Source organism: Kitasatospora sp. NPDC036755 (assembly GCF_040636595.1).
GTDB lineage: Bacteria > Actinomycetota > Actinomycetes > Streptomycetales > Streptomycetaceae > Kitasatospora.
In genome coordinates this window covers 1-17,508 of sequence record NZ_JBEZUT010000181.1, presented here as the reverse complement: position 1 = coordinate 17,508, position 17,508 = coordinate 1, and the positions used below count along the sequence as shown (strand labels likewise).

Here is a 17,508-nt window from a genome sequence, read left to right as displayed (position 1 = left end):
CGGGCGCCGGGGCCGCCTCCCGGGGCCCCGGCGCTCGGCCGGCGGTGCTCGACCGAAGGCGCTCGGCCGGTGGTGCTCGGCCGACGGCGCTGGCTCAACCGGCACGGCCGGTAGGTCAGTTGACGCAGTACCCGGCCGGCGGCAGCCACTCCGGACCGACCAGCCGCTGTTCCGGCTCGTTCAGCGTGATCCGGATCCCCACCGTCCCGGCCAGTCCGACCCTGAACCGGCTGCGGGCCAGCGCGATCAGTGCCGTCAGGCCGTACTTGTTGATCAGTGAGGTGCGGTAGCGCGCGGTGTCGTCCGCGTCGCAGAGCCGTGCCCGGGCCGGGACCTGGCGGCCGGTGGGGCGCCCGTGGGCGTCGCACGGGCCGATCAGCACCCGGGGCCGGCGGCGGATCCGTTCGGCCTCGCCGGAGTGGGCCGGGGCCCAGACTCCGAGGGCCGGGCCGTCCGGCACCACCCAGAGCGGTGACTCCAGTCGGCTGCCGTCCTCGTCGAAGGTGGTGAGCAGGAGGTACCTGCTGTCGGCGAGCCGGTCGGTCGGGTCGGTCCGTCGGGCCCGGTGGGTCCGGTCCGTTCGGTGGTGCACCTGTCCTCCCTGTGCCGTCGGGGGGCGGGTCGGTGCCCGTGGCCCTCGGTGGTCTCGCGGAACTCCTCGGCGGTCGGCTCGGGGATCCGGCCGTTGTCGCCGTGGAACCCGCGGGAGAGCCGGGTTCGGGTGCGGGTGAGCACCCCCGCCGGGCGGGCCACTCCATTCTCGTCCACCGGGGCGGGCGGTTCGAGGGGGCGGGGCTGTTCGTGCGCCGCGAGCCGGCGCGGTCCATACGCCCGGATCGGGCCGACGGCCGCGATCGCCGCCACCCGTGGGGCGGCATCCGGGGCGGGGACGCCCCGAGCGGGACGTACGAGTCGCCGTGGACCGCCTCGCCCGGGCCGGACCGGCACGGCGGATTCGGCCGGACACGTTCGCGGGAGGGCCGTCCGGCGCGCGGCGTCCGGGAGGGACGGTGCGTCCGGGACAGGCGGAGGCCGCCCCCGGAGCGCCGGGGGCGGCCAGGGGCGGTACGAGGGCGCCGGTGGCGGTGCGCCCCCGGGCCGCTCAAGGCGCGCCCTAGTAGAGGAACTCCTCGATCTCGGCGATCAGCCCGCCCTCGAACCGGAAGTAGACGGTGGCGTGGACCCGGCTGTCGGTGCCGTCCGGTGCCACCAGGTGCAGGACGTGCTGCTGGAGCACCTCGCCGGGCCGGTGGAACCGGCGCACGACCTCGAACCGCAGCGAGTCGACGCCGTCGAGGAACGCGGTGATCTGCTCCAGCCGGGCGTCGATCGTCCGGGTGCCCTCGCCGTCGTTCTGCCACACCGTGGCGCCGGGGGTGTGCAGGGCGCGGAAGCCGGCGAGGTCGCGCGACTCCATCAGTCGCAGCCCCGCGGTCAGGACCGCGTCGATCTCCCGCTCCGTGCCGGGATCCTGTGCCATGGGTTCTCCGTTCGACGGGAACGGCGGTCCGTGGACCGCCGGTTGACGGTGCGTCGATGCGATCGGCGCAGTCGGTGCAGTCAGGCTACGTCGGTCCCTGGGGCCGCGTCAGGGGCGTGCGTCCAGCAACCCGAGGCCGCGCAGGTCGGTGACGTACTTGGTGACGAGGCCGGGCGACAGCCGCGGCACGTCCCGGTCCGGCCCGATCCCGGCCGCCCGCACCGCGGCCCGGAACCGCGGCGCCGGGGCGGGGCGGTCGCCGCCGGGCCGCTCGAACGCGTGCAGCAGGGGCAGCAGCGAGTGGGTGCGCTGCCGTTCCGGCAGGGCCCGGACCGCGGTCGTGAAGCGGGCGAACCAGTCGTCGTAGTCGTCGATGCGCCGGATCGGGTGGCCCTCCTCGACGAGCCGGTCCACGAAGGCGTCCAGCGAGGCGCCGTCGGGGTGCGGGTTCCAGGCGTTGAAGGTGCGGTGGGTGCGGTGGCCGTCCGGGCCCGGGGCGCCCAGCGCGGTGACCGCCTCGGCGAGGAAGTCGACCGGGAGGCCCTCGTGGGGCACCGGCACGCCGTCCGGGTGGAAGGACCGGGGGGCGATCCCGGTGGCCACCAGGCTGAGGACCAGCCGGGTGAACACGTCCGGCACGTTCAGCTGTCCGGGGTAGCTGCCGTGCGCGAGGATCATGCCCGACCGGAACGTGCTGACCGGGAGGCCGTACCGTTCGGCGGCCTCCCGCAGCAGCACCTCGCCGGCCCACTTGCCGGCGGCGTACCCGTCGGCGTAGCCGCGGCCGAGGCGGCGGTGCGGGATCGTCTCCCGGACGTCGGCGTCCTCGTCGAGCACGTCCGGCCCGGCCGTGCCGCGCACCGCCACCGTGGACAGGTAGGTGAAGGGCTTGAGCCGCTCGGTGAGCGCCAGCCGGACGAGTTCGGCGGTCCCGGTGACGTTGGGTCCGAACAGCTCCGCGTAGGGCAGCACGTGGTTGACCAGCGCGGCCGGGTGGACGATCCGGTCCACCGACCCGGCCAGCCCGTTCCACACCGCCCGGTCCAGGCCCAGGCGCGGCTCGGCGAGGTCCCCGGCGAGGACGGTCAGCGTGCCCGGAGCCAGCTCCCGGTACAGCCGGGACGCCTCGCCCCCGGGGCCGAAGGCCCGGTCGAGCCGGTCGGCCGCGTCCGCCGGTGTCCGGCCCCGGACCAGGCAGACCAGCCGTCCGCCGGACGGGGCCAGCCGGCGGAGCCACTCCAGGCAGAGGAAGCGGCCGAGGAACCCGTTGGCGCCGGTGAGCAGGACGGTCCGCGGGGACTCCGTGGGGCCCGGCAGGCCCGGCGCGGCGGCCAGCGTCGAGGCGTCGACGAACCGGTCGGGGGTGAGGTCGCGGGCCCGGACCTCGGTCGCGCCCGGGCCGTGCACGGAGGCGGACGTGGGCCTGGCCTCCGGGGCGGTGCGCCGGGCCTCGACGTACGCGGCGACGCCCGCCAGGTCGGTGGTCGGGCCGATGACGACGCCGACCGGCACCTCGACGTCCAGGACCTCCTTCAGGAGGGTGGTGAAGGACAGCGCGGAGAGCGAGTCGCCGCCGAGGTCGGTGAAGCGCGCGCTGCCGTCCGCTCCGGCGTCGGCCCGGCCCAGGACGGCGCGCACGGCCCGCGCCACGGTCTCCTCGACCGGCCGGTCGGCGCCGGTCCGGCGCAGTTCCCGCAGCTGCCGGCCCTGTTCGTCGGCGAGTTCGGCGTAGCGCCGTTCCAGTGCCTCGCCGTAGCGCTCCAGGAGCTTGGGGCGCAGCAGTTTGTGGCTGTCGGAGAGCAGGCCGTTGGCCGGGCTGAAGGGCTCGGTCTCCACCAGGAAGTCCCGGGGCACCTCGTACGGGTTGAGGCCGCTCTCGCCCGCCGTGCGCCGCAGTTCCCGGTCGACCAGCCGCTTGAGTTCGCGCGGATCTCCCGCGGTGCGGGCGATCGCGTCCGCGGTGGGCACCACCACGGCGAGCAGGTGGGAGCGCTCGCTGCTGCCGTACACGAACACCTGCCGGATCAGCGGACTGCCGAGGAAGACGCCCTCCAGCCGGGAGACGGTGACGAACTCGCCCTGGGACAGCTTGAGCACGTCCTTGGTGCGGCCGACGTACACCAGCCGGTCCGGGCCGACCTCGGCCATGATGTCGCCGGTGCGGTAGTAGCCGTCCTCGTCGAAGACGGCCGCGGTGAGTTCGGGCCGGCGGTAGTACCCGGGGATGGCGGCGCTCGTCCTGAGCAGCAACTCGCCGCGCGGGTGCGGCAGGTCGGTGGTGAAGCAGCCCAGCTCCGGGACGTCGGCCAGCTTGTAGTCGAGGACGGGCGGGCGCTGCACCACGGTGTCGAGCAGGACCCCGCCGGCCTCGGTCGAGCCGTACCCGGTGTGCAGGTGCAGCCCCAGGCAGGATTCGACGAACTCCGCGACCTCGGCGGACAGCGGCGCCGTCCCGCAGAAGGCCTTCGCCACCCGACCGCCCAGGACGGTCTCCCGCAGGTGGGCCTTCACGGCCGCGTCGACGTCGCCGTCCTCGCCGGCCCGCCGGTCGAGCTCGCTCCGGTACTGCTGGAAGAGCATGTCGCAGATCCGGGGCACCATGGTCAGCTCGGTCGGGCGGACCAGCGCGATGTCCTCGAACAGGCAGGACAGGTCGCTCCTGGCGGTGAAACAGCCCAGCCCGCCCCGGGCGAGCGTGCCCAGCACCGACATCCGGCCGGCCTGGTGGCTCTGCGGCATGTAGTGGACGACGACCGACGGCACGTCGGCGGGCCCGTAGACGAACCCCCACCAGGCGTTGCGGGCCAGCCGCTGCGGGTACATCGCCCCCTTCGGGGCGCCGGTGCTGCCGGAGGTGTAGAGGAGCAGGGCCAGCGGATCCTCGCCCGGGGCGGGCACGTGCAGCGGGGGCTCGGGCAGCAGGGCGCCGCGCCCGACCGCCGCGGTGAGCGTGTCGAGCACGGCGGTGCCGCCGGCCTCGGCCAGCCGCCGGGCCGCGGCCTCCACGGCCGCGCGCTCGTCGGGGGCCCCGGGGCGGTGGTCGAACACCAGGAGGTGGCGGACCGACGGCTGCCCGAGCACCGCGGCGACGGCGGTCTCCAGCCGTTCGACGCTGGTGGCGAGGACCCGGGGCTCGGTCTCCGCGACGATCGGCGCCAGCTGGGAGAGCGGCGCGCTGGCGTGCAGCGGCACGGAGACCAGGCCCAGGTGGACGCCGGCGAGGTCGACGGTCGCGTAGTCGGTGCTGCTGAAGCCGAGGACGCAGATCCGGTCGCCGGGGGCCAGCCGGTACCGGGGCTCGTGCGCCCACGCGCCGGCGAGCGCCCGCACCCGGGCCCACAGCTCCCGGTAGCTGACGGTCTCGTACCTCGGCAGCAGCCGCCCCGTCGCGCCGTCGCGGGCGCGTTCGCCCAGGGCGGGCCGGTCCCCGTAGGCCGTCATGACGGTCGCCATGATCTCGGCCGGGCCGGTGCCCGGATCGGCGAGCGCGGCCCGGACGGCCTCCGACTGCCCCGTCGTGCCGGGCCCGGTCGTGACGGGGCTCACCAGGCGACCGGCAGGGCTTCCGCCCCGCGGATCAGGCGCTCGGTGCGCCAGCTGATCCGCTCGGACGGGACGGCCAGATGCAGCCCCGGCAGCCGGCGGACCAGCGAGTCGAGCACGGTGCGCAGCTCCATCCTGGCGAGCTGCGCGCCGAGGCAGTGGTGCACGCCGTGTCCGAAGGTGACGTGCGGGGCCGCGTCGCGGTGGAAGTCGATCACCTCGGGCCGCTCGAAGACCTCCGGGTCCCGGTTGGCCAGCCCGAGTTCGGCGACCACCGCCTCGCCCTTGCGGATGGTCTGCCCGCTGAGCTCGATGTCCTCCAGGGCGATCCGGGTGAACCCGGCGGTGGCGCTGATCGGGACGATCCGGGAGAGTTCCTCCACCGCGTCGGGGATCAGTCCGGGATCGGCGACCAGCGACCGCCACAGCTCCGGGCGGGTCAACAGGGTGTAGACGAAGTTGCCGATCTGGTTGGCGGTGGCCTCCTGGCCGGCGGACAGCAGGCTGACCCCGAGGCCGACCAGCTCCTCCTCGGTGAGCGAGTTCTCCTCGCCCTCGACGGAGGCCAGTTCGCCGAGCAGGTCGGAGGTGGGGTGCACCCGCCGTTCGCCGACCAGGCCCGCCAGGTAGTCGTTGAGGTGCCCGCGGTCGCGCGCGGACAGCTCGGGGTCGGAGAGCGTCAGCAGGCCGTCGACCCAGGAGTTGAAGCGGTCGCGGTCGGCGACCGGCACCCCGAGCAGTTCGCAGATCATGGTGACCGGGAGCGGCCAGGTCAGGGCGGTGGTGAGGTCGGCCGGCGAGCCCGAGGCGATCATCGCGTCCAGCAGGTCGTCCACGATCTCCTGGGCGCGCGGCCGCATGGCCTCGACCCGGCGCAGCGTGAACGGGTTGGCCACCCGGCGCCGCAGCCGGGTGTGCTGGGGCGGGTCCATGCTCAGCATCGAGGTGCGGGGCAGGCCGGCCGAGACCGTGCGGGGCACGTGGTCGCCCACTGCCTGCGCGCGGCTGAACCGGGGGTCGGCCAGCACGGCGCGGACGTCGGCGTAGCGGGTGACGAGCCAGCCGTCCCCGCCGAAGGGCAGCCGGACCCTCAGTACGGGCTGCTCGCCGCAGACGGCGGCCAGCTCCGGGTCGATGTCGAGCCGGTGCGTCGGGCCGAACGGATAGGCCCGGGGCCCGTCGTCCGTCGCGGTCATGATGTCTGTCCTTCCGGTCCCGGGGGCGGTCACAGTGCCGCGATCCGCCCGCCGTCGATGACGAGGTTGCTGCCGGTGATCCAGGAGGCGCGCGGGGACACCAGGAACCCGACGGCCTCGGCGATGTCCTCGGTGCGTCCGATCCGGCCGAGCGGGATCCCCTCGGCCCAGTCCGCGGTGTCCGCACCGAGCCCGAGGTAGTCGGCGATCCCGTCCCGGGCCTCGTCCGCGCCCGGCGTCATGACGTTGCCGGGGGAAAGCGCGACGACCCGGATGCCGTCCGGTGCAAGCTCGGTCGCGAGCCCCTTGTGGTAGACCTCCAGGGCGGCTTTCGCGGCGGCGTAGTGCAGGATCACCGGATAGGACGAGACGGTGGCGATCGAGGACATGTGGACGATGACGCCACCGCCCCCCGAACGCATCACGGGGACGAGTGCGGAATTGAGCCGGACGGCGGAGAGGAAATTGATGTCAACGGTGTACTGCCAGTCCTTCTCGATGTCCAGGGCGCTCTGGAAGGTGCGGCAGCCGCCGGCGTTGTTGACCACGATGTCCACGCCGCCGAGGATTTCCAGCGCGGTGTCGGCGAATGCGCCGACACCGGCCGCCGTGCTGAGGTCGGAGGGCACGAAGGCGGCCTCGGCCGGCGTGTCCGCGGTCGGGTTTCGCGCGGTGACGACGACCGTGGCGCCGCTCTCCAGGAGCTTCCGGGCGATGCCGGCGCCGATGCCGCGGCTCCCACCGGTCACCACCGCGCGCTTTCCCGCCAATTCCCGTTCCATTCCGGTCCCGTCGCCTTTCCCTCGTCGGAAACCTGTCCGCGACGCTTTCGGTGACGGGTGCGCATGGTCCGGTGTCGATTCGAAAGGGCGGCGCGGAACCACTGCGGACCACTATCCGCGACCGCCTTCCGCACGGTCAAGAAGATTGTGTCGATGCAGTGCATCGCCTGATGCGCTGCACGGGAGTCCGGGGTGGCGGGCGGGGGAAGTGGCGCTGGACGCCGGGAACGGCGGTGCCGAATAATTGCCGATTGCCGACGCGCGGGCTCCGGTATTCGGCGGGAGGAAACGTCGCCGTGCCGCGGCGGAATATCGCCCGGGGTGTTCGGCCCGGAATACAGACGAACTCGGGAGGAACAATGGCGCGTTTGGGAGAGCCGTTCACCGTGGGCGGCCTGACGGTCCCGAACCGGATCGTGATGGCGCCGATGACCAGGATGAAGTCCCCCGGAGGGGTGCCGGGCCCGGACGTCGCCGAGTACTACGCCCGCCGTGCGGCGCACCGGGTGGGGCTGATCGTCACGGAGGGCACCTACATCGGCCGCGACGCCGCGGCGGCCTACGACGGGGTGCCCCACTTCCACGGCGACCGGGCCCTGGCGGGCTGGTCCCGGGTGGTGGACGCGGTCCACGCGGCCGGCGGCCGGATCATCCCGCAGCTGTGGCACACCGGGGTGCAGCGCCCGGGCGCCGAGGCGACCGCCGAGGGGCCCTCCGGGATCGGGCTGGACGGCGGCCCTGTCGGGCGGGCGATGAGCCAGCAGGACATCGACGACACCGTGGCCGCCTTCGCGCGCGCCGCCGCGGACGCCGAGCGGCTCGGGTTCGACGGGGTCGAACTGCACGGGGCCCACGGCTATCTGATCGACGACTTCCTGTGGCGGGGCACCAACCGTCGCACCGACCGCTACGGCGGCGACCCCGCCTCCCGGGCGCGGTTCGCGGCCGAGATCGTCCAGGCCGTCCGGGCGGCGGTCGGGCCGGGCTTCCCGGTCTTCTTCCGGCTCTCCCAGTGGAAGGTCGACCGCTACGACGCCCGCATCGCGGAGAGCCCCGACGAACTGGAGCAGCTGCTGGCCCCGCTGGCGGACGCGGGGGTGGACGCCTTCCACGCCTCCACCCGCCGCTACTGGCTGCCCGAGTTCGAGGGCAGCGCCCTGAACCTGGCCGGCTGGGCGCGCGAGCTCACCGGCAAGGCCGCCGTGACGGTCGGCTCGGTCGGGCTGGACCGCCAGTACGGCGAGGGCGAGTTCGTCGACGGCTTCACCCGGCCGGCCGGGCTCACCGGCATCGAGGGGCTGGTGGAGCGGCTGGACCGCGACGAGTTCGACCTGGTCGCGGTCGGCCGGCCGCTGCTGGCCAACCCCGACTGGGCGGAGCGTGCCCTCGGCGGCGACCTGGCCGGGGCCGCCCCCTACGACCCGTCGGTGCTCGCGACGCTCGTCTAGGGGGGGCGGCAGGACGGCCGGGGCGCGTCTCCACGGGACGCGCCCCGGCCGTCTTCCCCGGGGAAGGCCGGTGGGCGGGGCTCCCCGCCCACCGGTCCCGTTACCCGGCGGCCACCACGGTCCGCAGGGCGGCCAGCCACTCGTCCGCCATCCGCCGGGCCGTGGCCTCCTCGAACAGCTGGGTGTCGTACTTGAGGAAGGCCTTGTAGCCGTCCTCCTCCCGGTAGACCTCCAGCGCCAGGGGGTACTCCCCGGGGTAGGGCAGGTCGTCGAAGGGCCGGAGGTCCAACTCGCCGGGGCCGGCGGGGGATCCACCGGTCAGCAGTTCCGCGCCGTCGAAGTTCTGGAACAGGAAGTTGGTCCGCACCAGCGGCTCGTCCCCGTGGCCCAGGGCCCGGGCGATCTCGGCCAGCGGGTAGGCGCCGTGCTCGATCCCGGCCACGACCCGGCGGTGCACGGCCCGCAGCAGCTCGGCGACGTCCTCGGTGGCGGTGGAGCGGATCGGCAGGCAGTTCGCGAACTGGCCGACCACGTCCTGGAACCGCTCCTCGTAGCGCGCGGCCGTGGTGACCCCGGCGACCAGGTCGTCCTGGCCGGTCACCCGATGGAGGAACCGGGTGTAGGCCGCGAACAGCACGGTTGAGACGCTGACCCGGTGGCTCCGTGCCGTCCCCGCGACCGCGGCGGCCAGCTCCCGCGGCAGCCGGGCCACCACCACGTCCGCGCGCGGCAGCCGCCCCGGCACCGGGGGACGGTCGTACGGCAGGTCCAACCTCCCGTCCGCACCCGCCAGTTCGGTGAGCCAGTGGTGGCGGTGGCGCTGTCCCCGCGGGCCGGCCAGCAGCTCCTCCTCCCAGGCGGTGTAGTCGCCGAACTCGGCGTCCCGCAACCGTCCCCGGCCGCGGTAGGCGTCCTTGAGCGTGCGGACCAGCAGGGCCGTGGAGGTGCCGTCCAGCAGGATGTGGTGGGCGGTCACCAGCAGGAGCCGGCGGCCGTCGTGGAGGGCGACCAGGTGCGCCCGGACCAGCGGTCCCTTGGCCAGGTCGAAGGGGGCGCCGACCAGTTCGCGCAGCCCGGCCAGCCGGCCGGCCCGGGTGCCGGGCGTGAGGACGACCCGTTCGAAGGACGGCCCCCGGGCCGGGTCGACGTCCAGGTACGGGGTCCCGTCCCGCTCGGCGACCACCGCGCCCAGCAGCGGGTGGATCCGGGCCAGCTCCCCGACCGCGCGCTCCAGTGCCGCCTCGTCCGGGTCGCCGTGGACCTCGAAGAGCACCGGGAGGTGGTAGGCGACGGAGTCCGGGCAGCGCAACTGGTCCCGGTACATGGTCAGCTGGCCGCGGGACAGCGCCCACCGCCGGCCGGGGGCGCCGGCGAGCCGGTCACGGAGCGCGTCGATGGTCTCGGCCTCGAACAGCAGGGTGGGGGAGACGTCCTCGCCGAAGTCCTCGCGCAGGGCGTTGGTGAGCTGGAGGACGAGGATCGAGTCCAGGCCGTAGTCGGTGAGCGGGGCGGCGGTGTCGATCCGCTCGGCCGGGATGCCGAGGACGGCCGCCGCCTTGGCCCGGATCAGCTCGGCCGGGTCGGCCTGCGGCCGGGCGGGCAGGGTGTCCACCGGCCGGGCGGCCGGGACGGCGGCCGGGGTGTCGGCCGCCGCGGTCCGCGACGGTGCGGACGGTACGGGTGGCGCCGACGGAGTGCCGACGGCCGGCGCGGTGGTCCGCGGTGCCGCCGGTGGGGCGGCCGCCGGTGCGGCCGGTGACGCCGGTGCGGCGGGTACGGCCGGTGCGAGCGGCGTGACCGGTGCCGCCGGCACCCGCTGCCTGGTCACCCCGTCGCTCTCCGCCGCGATGACCTGCTGCCCCAGCGGGAGCGCCCGGGACACCGGGAACACGATGGTGCGGAAGCCCTCACCGGCCAGCACCTCCCGCCAGCTCTCCGGCGACAGCGCCGGTGAGCCGGGGATCCGCAGCGACCGGTCGTCGAACAGCCACCAGCCCTCCAGCAGGCCGAAGGTCACGTGGCTGAACAGGTCGAACGCCGAGAGCTCGTTCAGCAGCAGCCAACCGCCGGGCCGCAGCGCGGCCTTGGCGTTGCGGAGGGTGTTGCGGGTGTCCTTGGTCGCGTGCAGCACGTTCGCGGCGATGACCAGGTCGAAGGTGCCCTCGGGGACGTCCTGCCCGGCCAGCGGGCGCTCGATGTCGAGCAGCCGGTAGTCCAGGTACGGGACCTCCGGCCCGTACGAGGCCCGGGCGTGGTTCAGGAACGCTTTGGAGAGGTCCGTGTAGACGTAGCTCTCGATGTCGTCCCGGTACGGCTGCAGGGCCGCGAACATCCCGACGCTGGTGCCGCCGGTGCCCGCACCGACCTCCAGGATCCGCAGCCGGGTGCCCGGTTCCCGGCGCAGCCGGTCGGCGGCCAGCAGGGCGGCCGTCCCGGACATGGCCCGGTTGAACAGGTCGGCGGCGCGGTTGTCGCGGTAGCAGCCCTCCACCAACTCCATGGAGCCGCGCGGGAACATCACGTCGGTGGGCCGGACGCGGCCGGTCAGGATCCCGGGCAGGGCGCCGAGCATGGCCGAGGCCAGCCGCAGCTCCGCCGCCCGGTCGGGGTCCGCGGACCACCGGGCGCACTCCCGCTCCCAGCGGTCCAGCACCTGGTCCGCGGGTTCGGCCGGCACCAGGACCCGCTGGGCGTGCTCCCACCACTGCGCGTACTGCGGCAGGACGGCCGCCCGGTCCAAGCCGGCCAGTTGGGCGGTGAGGACCTTGGCGAGCCACGGGTCCCGTTCGGCCCGGCGCCACCGGACGACCTCGTCCAGTTCGGCGTCCGGCCCGTCCAGGTCGGCCGGCAGGGTGCCGGGCGGCGGCAGGACGGCCGGGCCGGGAGCGGCGACCCTGGTGGCGCGGTCGAAGTTGGGCAGGGTGTTGCGCCGGTCGGTGCGGACGTAGGCGAGCTGCCGCTGCGCGCCGCCGAGCAGGGCGTCCAGGGCGGCGAGCCCCTCCGGCGGTTCGATCGACACCAGTCCGACCCGGGTCATCCGCTCCCGGTAGAACTCGGAGGTGACGCTTCCGAGGCCGCCCCACCAGCCCCAGTTCATCACCCGGACCGGGGTGTCCCAGTGCCGGCCGAGGGCGTGGGCGTAGGCGTCGCTGAAGGTGCATCCGGCCGCGTAGTTGCCCTGGCCCGCGGCGGTCGTGAAGGACTGCATGGAGGACAGCAGGACCGCGAAGTCCAGCGGCTCGCCGTCGAAGGCCTCGGCCATCGCGGTGGTCACGTCGACCTTGGCGGCCAGGGCGGCCCGCAGGTCGGCCTCGTCCATCCGCGCGACGGTGCTGTCCCGCAGCACCAGCGCCGCCTGGACGACGCCGTGCACCCGCGGGTGGTCGCGCCGGACCTCCGCCAGGGCCCGGCGCAGCGCGGCCGGGTCGCCGGCGTCGGCCTGGAGGTAGCGGACGTGGTCCGGTCCTCCGGCGGCGCGGATCCGCTCCGCCACGGTGGCGTCGTGCGCCCGGCGGCCGATCCAGGTGACGTGGGCGCCGTGGTCGCGGACGACCTGCCGGGTCCACGCGGACCCCAGCCCGCCGGCCCCGCCGATGACGACGTACACGCCGCCCTCCCGGTACACCGGGCGCCGCGGGGCCTCGCACGGCGCCCAGCGGCGGGTCAGCCACTGGCCGGTGCGGTGGACCCAGGAGTCGTCGGGGGAGTGGGCGGGCAGGGCCGTGAGGTCGGCGGGCCAGCCGGAGCCGTCCAGGTCGACCCGCCGGACGGTCCAGTTGCCGTACTCCCGGCCCAGCGAACCGAACAGGCCGTGCAGCCCCGCGTGCGCGGGCTGCACCGGGTCGTCCGCGTGGGTGGCCAGCGCCCGGGTCGTCACCAGGGTGATCCCGAGCGGTCGGGCGTCGTAGCCGGCCGCGATCAGCGCCTTCACCAGGCGGAACGCCGCCACCACCCCGTCGTCCTGAGCGGCGGTGTATCCGGCGGCGTCGGTGGGCGCGAGCCGAGTCTCGGGGGCGGTCCACACCAGGTGGTCGACCGGTCCGAGCCGGTGCAGGGCGGCGGTCGCCTCCTCGACGCTCGCCGAGGCCGGCAGCGGCCAGCCGAGCGCGCCCGCGATCGGGGCCGGGGCGCCGACCACCAGGACGCGGTCGGCGTCGGACGGCACCGGGGGGCCGTCCGCGGGGATCGGGTCCCAGACCGGGGCGTAGAGGGCCGGTTCGACGGCCGCTTCGACGGCTGCTTCGACGGCCGTTCCGTTCCCGTCCCCGGTCGACGGCTCGGGCCGGTCCGCGGCCGGCGGCGCGGTGCGGGAGGCAGCGGGGGGCACGGCCCGGCGGTCGGGGGCGGGCCCGGTGCGGCGGGAGCTGTAGCCGACCAGCCGGACCCGCACCTCGCCGTCCTCGTCCACCAGGTCGATGTCGAGCTTGCCGAGCGGCCCGGCCGCCAGTCCCCGCACCACGGCCGTCATCACCGGCGCGCACGGGGCGAACAGGTCGAGCCGCTCCAGCGCGAACGGCACGGCGGTGTCCCGCAGTTCGGTCAGGTGCGCTGCGACGGTGGCCTGGATCGCCGAGTCCAGCAGGGCCGGGGCGAGCGCGCCCGGCTCGGCCGAATCGGGCAGGACCAGTTCGGCGAGCACCGTGTCGGAGCCCACGTGCGCCCGCCGCAGGGCCCGCAGGCTCGGGCCGTGTTCGATGCCCATCGACCGCAGGGCCTGGTGGATCCGTTCGCCGGTCACCGTCTCGCGGCACCGTGCCCGCAGCGCGGCGAGGTCCACCCGGGCCGGGCGCGGGGCGTCGGAGTCGGCCAGGGTGCCCTCGCTGCGGACCGTTCCCCCGGTCGAGATCGAGAACCGCCGGGCGCCCCGGGCGTCGGTGCGCAGGTCGACCAGCACCTCGACGGGGTCGGTCCCCACCTCCAGCGGCTGGACCCACGTCACGTTGGCCATCCGGACGCGGGTGCCGCCCAGCGCCCGTCGGGCCAGCTCCAGGTGGGCGACGGCGGGCAGGATGTGGCGGCCCTGCACGACGTGGTCCCGCAGCAGGCCGTCCTCGCGGGACAGCGTGACGCGGTCGCGGCCCCCGGCGGGCCCGTGCCGGTCCGGGGCGAACGGGTAGGTCGGCAGCGGGACGAGGCGCCCCCCGGCCGGGACCGGGGCGTCCCCGGCCGGCCGGGCCGGCCGGGTGCCGTCGAGCACCGCGATCAGCTCGGCGAGGTCGCCCGCCAGGCAGTCGAAGCGGTGCTCGAAGCGCTTGCGGCCGATCCACAGCGTGTGGGCGAGGTCGCGCAGGTCCACCGAGGGGTGGGCGCGCAGGTGCGCCGCGAGCCGGCGCCGCTGCTCGGCGAGCTGCCGCTCGGAGCGGGCCGACAGCACCACGAGGTGATCCGCCCGCGGCGCCGGCGGCCGCTCCACGGGCGGAGCCTCCTCGATGACGACGTGCGCGTTGGTGCCGCTGGCGCCGAAGGAGCTCACCACCCCGCAGCGCGGGCCGTCGGCCGGCGCCGCCCAGTCGACGGTCCGGGTGTTGACGTAGAACGGGCTGCCGGCCAGCGGGACGGCCTCGTTGGCGGCCTCGAAGTTCAGCGCGGCGGGAATCCGCCGGTGCCGCAGCGCCAGCAGGACCTTCAGCACGCCCGCGATACCGGCGGCGAACTGGGCGTGCCCGATGGTGGTCTTCACCGAGCCCAGCGCGCAGTACCCGGCCCGGTCGGTCCGGGCGCGGAAGACCCGGTCGAGGGCCCGGAACTCGATCGGGTCGCCCAGCGGCGTGCCGGTGCCGTGCGCCTCGACCAGGCCGATCCGTTCCACGTCGACGCCGGCCCGCTCGTACAGTCCGCTGATCAGGGCCTCCTGGGAGACCGAGCTCGGGGCGGTGATCCCGTTGGTGGCGCCGTCCTGGTTGACCCCGACGGCCGAGATCACACCGTGGACGTGGTCCCCGTCCGCCAGCGCGTCGGCGAGGCGTTTGAGCACCACGACCCCGACCCCCTCGCCGGGGACGAAGCCGTCCGCCCGGTGGTCGAAGCTGTGGCAGCGCCCGCTCGGGGAGAGCATCCCCGCGCGGCCCGCGAGCCCGTACAGCCGCGCCGTGGACTGGACGAACACCCCGCCGGCCAGGGCCATCGACGTCTCGCCGGACCAGAGGTCCTTGCAGGCCAGGTCGATCGCCACCAGCGAGCTGGAGCAGGAGGTGTCGACGGCGATCGCCGGGCCCTTGAGGTCCAGGGCGTAGCTGACCCGGCTGGGGATGACCGAGGCCATGTTGCCCCACAGGGCCTGCGCCGGCGCGTCCCGGCCGAGCAGGTCCAGGTAGTCGCCGGCCCAGGCGCCGACGTACACGCCGCACCGGCGCCGGTCCATCCGGCCGGCGTACCCGGCGTCCTCCAGGGCCCGCCAGGACTCCTCCAGCAGCAGTCGCTGCTGGGGGTCCATCACGGCGGCCTCGGTGCCCGAGATGTTGAAGAACAGCGCGTCGAACTCGTCGATCCGGTCCAGGAACCCGCCCCTGGTGCACGGGCTCACGCCGTCGAGGCGGAAGCGGGTGGCCTCGGTGACCAGGTCGTCCCCGTTCTCCATCCGTGTCCACAGCTCGTCCAGCGAGCCGGTGCCCGCGAACCGGCCGCTCATGCCGACGATCGCGATCGGTCCGCGCTCGGTCCGCTCGGGAGCGGCTGCGGCTGCGGCTGCGGGGGCGGGTACGGGCGTGGGCGTGGGAACGGGGGCGGGTTCGGGTGCGGCCGGTGCGGTCGTCACCGGCGGTGCGGCCGGCGCGGGGTGCTCGGTGCGGGCGGGGACGATGGCGTCCCGGTACTCGGCGAGCAGGTGCGCGGCCAGCCGGTCGGGGGTGGCGTGGTCGAACACCACGGTGGTGGAGAGGTCCAGCGAGAGCGCGGTGTTGAGCTCGTGGACCACCCGGACCGCGAGGATGGAGTCCAGGCCCAGGTCGGCGAACGCCAGCCCGTCGAGGACCTCGCCGGCCTCCATCGCGAGGGCGGCGGCGACCTTCTCCCGGACCAGCGCGGGCACCAGTTCGTCCAGGTCCGCCGTAGCCGTAGCCGAGGCCGAGGCCGGAGCCGGAGCCGGAGCCGGGGCCGGGGCCGCGAGGGGCGGGGGAACGGGCGTCGGACCGGGTGCGGCCACCCCCACGGTCGCGGGTACCGGTCGCGGTTCCGGCGCGGTCGCGGGTTCGGCCGCGGGCGAGGCCCCGGAGCGGGGCAGGTCGCCGATCCAGTACCGCTCCGCGGCGAACGGATAGGTGGGCAGGGCGATGGTCCGCCGCGCCCCCCGGTGCAGTCGGCGCCAGTCGATTCCGATGCCGGAGGCCCACAGGGCGGCGATCTTGGACAGCTCCCCGGCGGCGCTCCACCGCTGGACGAGCAGGTCCTGGAGCTCGCCGTCCGCGGTGAGTTCGGCGAGCAGCCCGCCGGGTGCCGCGCCCGCGCCGCCCCGGTGTCCCCGTCCGTCGCGCAGCGCGGCCCGCAGGTCCGCGGTGGAGGCGGCCACGACCGCGTACCGCTCGGCCATCGCCTCCCGGCCCACCTGGAGCGTGTACGCGAGGTCGGTCAGCGGGGTGTCCGGGGCCCGGTCCAGGAAGGCGGCCAACCGGTCGACGGCGTCGGCGAGTCGGTCGGGGGTGCGGGCCGACAGGACGACGACCTGCTCGGTGTCGTCCGCGGGGCCGTCTGCGGGCTGCACGGGGTACTCCTCGACGATCACGTGCGCGTTGGAACCGCCGGCACCGAAGGAGGAGACCGCGGCGATCCGCGGGCCCTCGCTGTGCCAGGGCGCCAGTTCGCGCTGGAGCCGGAAGGGGGACGAGGCGAAGTCGATGTTCGGGTTGGGCTGTTCGGCGTTCAGGGTGGGGACCAGCTCCCGGTGCCGGAGCTGGAGCAGCACCTTGGTGAGGCCGGCCACGCCGGCGGCGGCCTCCAGGTGCCCGATGGCGGACTTCACCGAGCCGATCGCGCAGTACTGCCGGTCGTCGGTGTCCTGCCGGAACGCGCCGGCCAGGCCGGCGATCTCGATCGGGTCGCCCAGTTCGGTGCCGGTGCCGTGCGCCTCGACGTAGCCGACCCGCCGGGCCGGGACGCCGGCCCGGTCCAGGACCTCGCGGATCAGCGCGGCCTGGGCGGTCGGGCTCGGCACCGTGTAACCGGTGCTGCGCCCGCCGTGGTTGACACCGGTGGCGCGGATCAGTCCGAGCACCCGGTCCCCGTCGGCCAGCGCCCGGGACAGCGGCTTGAGCAGGACGCAGCCCACCCCCTCGCCCGGTACGAAGCCGTGGCCGCCGGCGCCGAAGCTGCGGCAGTACCGGTCGGGCGAGAGCATGCCGGAGCGGCACAGCTCGACGTAGTCCAGCGGGTGGGCGTAGACGTTCGCACCACCGGCGAGGGCGACCTCGCAGGCGCCGCTGCGGAGTTGCTCGCAGGCCTCGTGGATCGCGGTCAGCGAGGCGGAGCACATGGTGTCCACGGTCAGGCTCGGGCCGCGCAGGTCGAGCAGGTAGGAGACCCGGGCGCTCAGTGAGGCGAACGAGAGCCCGGGGACGACGAGTTCGCCCGAGGGCAGTCGGCCGGCCTCGTGCCGGGCGTGTCCGACCTTGGTCACGCCGGCGAACACCCCCACCCGGTGGCCGTGCTGTTCGGCGAGGCGGGCCCGGGTGTACCCGGCGTCCTCCAGTACCTCCCAGGCGGACTGGACGAACAGCCGCTCCTGCGGGTCCATGGCGTAGGCGTCGCGCGGGGCGATGCCGAAGAACCTCGGGTCGAAGTCGGCGAAGCCGTCCAGGAACCCGCCCCACTTGCTGTAGCTGCGTCCCGTGGCCACGGCGGTGTTGCGGTCGGGTTCGAAGAAGCCGTCCAGCGGCCAGCGGTCGATCTCCCGGACGGTGTCGCGGCCGGCCCGGAGGTTCTCCCAGAACTCGTCGGGGTCGGCGGCGCCCGGGTAGCGGCCGCTCAGGCCGATGACGGCGATCGGCTCGTCGGGGGTGACGGGCCGTCCGGCGGCGGGCTGCCCGGCGGGGGCGGCGCGTCCTGAGGGGGCCGCGGTGACGGCCTCG

7 protein-coding genes are annotated in these 17,508 nt (G+C 75.2%); 1 reads left to right on the top strand and 6 read right to left on the bottom strand.

Features of this window, described 5'->3' with window-relative positions; translation table 11 throughout:
- Positions 1–115: 115 nt before the first annotated feature.
- The 5 genes from AB0E96_RS25005 to AB0E96_RS24985 all read right to left on the bottom strand — a co-directional run bounded on the left by AB0E96_RS25005 (position 116) and on the right by AB0E96_RS24985 (position 7,001).
- Entirely contained in the window at positions 116–592 is a 477-nt protein-coding gene (locus tag AB0E96_RS25005) for a PPOX class F420-dependent oxidoreductase (protein ID WP_359827494.1), read from the bottom strand.
- A 522-nt stretch (positions 593–1,114) separates the two neighbouring features.
- Complete coding sequence (locus AB0E96_RS25000; protein WP_359827492.1) at positions 1,115–1,480, bottom strand: nuclear transport factor 2 family protein; 366 nt, start codon at positions 1,478–1,480, stop codon at positions 1,115–1,117.
- 108 nt (positions 1,481–1,588) lie between these two features.
- Positions 1,589–5,026 carry a carboxylic acid reductase gene (gene car / locus AB0E96_RS24995; RefSeq protein ID WP_359827490.1) on the bottom strand — a complete coding sequence of 1,146 codons (3,438 nt, stop codon included), beginning with the start codon at positions 5,024–5,026 and terminating at the stop codon, positions 1,589–1,591.
- A complete protein-coding gene (locus tag AB0E96_RS24990; protein WP_359827488.1) occupies positions 5,023–6,219 on the bottom strand; it encodes a cytochrome P450 in 1,197 nt (398 codons plus the stop codon). Before AB0E96_RS24990 ends, car begins: the two co-directional genes overlap by 4 nt.
- 29 nt (positions 6,220–6,248) lie before the next feature.
- Positions 6,249–7,001, bottom strand: coding sequence for an oxidoreductase (locus tag AB0E96_RS24985; RefSeq protein WP_359827486.1), 753 nt, complete (start codon positions 6,999–7,001; stop codon positions 6,249–6,251).
- A gap of 359 nt (positions 7,002–7,360) precedes the next feature.
- Here AB0E96_RS24985 and AB0E96_RS24980 point away from each other — a divergent pair, with 359 nt between their 5' ends.
- Positions 7,361–8,449, top strand: coding sequence for an NADH:flavin oxidoreductase (locus AB0E96_RS24980; protein ID WP_359827484.1), 1,089 nt, complete (start codon positions 7,361–7,363; stop codon positions 8,447–8,449).
- Between the two features lie 100 nt (positions 8,450–8,549).
- On the opposite strand, the gene AB0E96_RS24975 is transcribed toward AB0E96_RS24980, so the two are convergent.
- A partial coding sequence (locus AB0E96_RS24975) for an SDR family NAD(P)-dependent oxidoreductase (RefSeq protein ID WP_359827483.1) occupies positions 8,550–17,508 on the bottom strand: 8,959 nt, incomplete at its 5' end.

Bases quoted from the DNA above. Each gene is read 5' to 3' on its own strand.
- AB0E96_RS24980 (WP_359827484.1), top strand. From the start codon at position 7,361: ATGGCGCGTTTGGGAGAGCCGTTCACCGTGGGCGGCCTGACGGTCCCG.
- AB0E96_RS25000 (WP_359827492.1), bottom strand. From the start codon at position 1,480: ATGGCACAGGATCCCGGCACGGAGCGGGAGATCGACGCGGTCCTGACC.
- AB0E96_RS24985 (WP_359827486.1), bottom strand. From the start codon at position 7,001: ATGGAACGGGAATTGGCGGGAAAGCGCGCGGTGGTGACCGGTGGGAGC.
- AB0E96_RS24990 (WP_359827488.1), bottom strand. From the start codon at position 6,219: ATGACCGCGACGGACGACGGGCCCCGGGCCTATCCGTTCGGCCCGACG.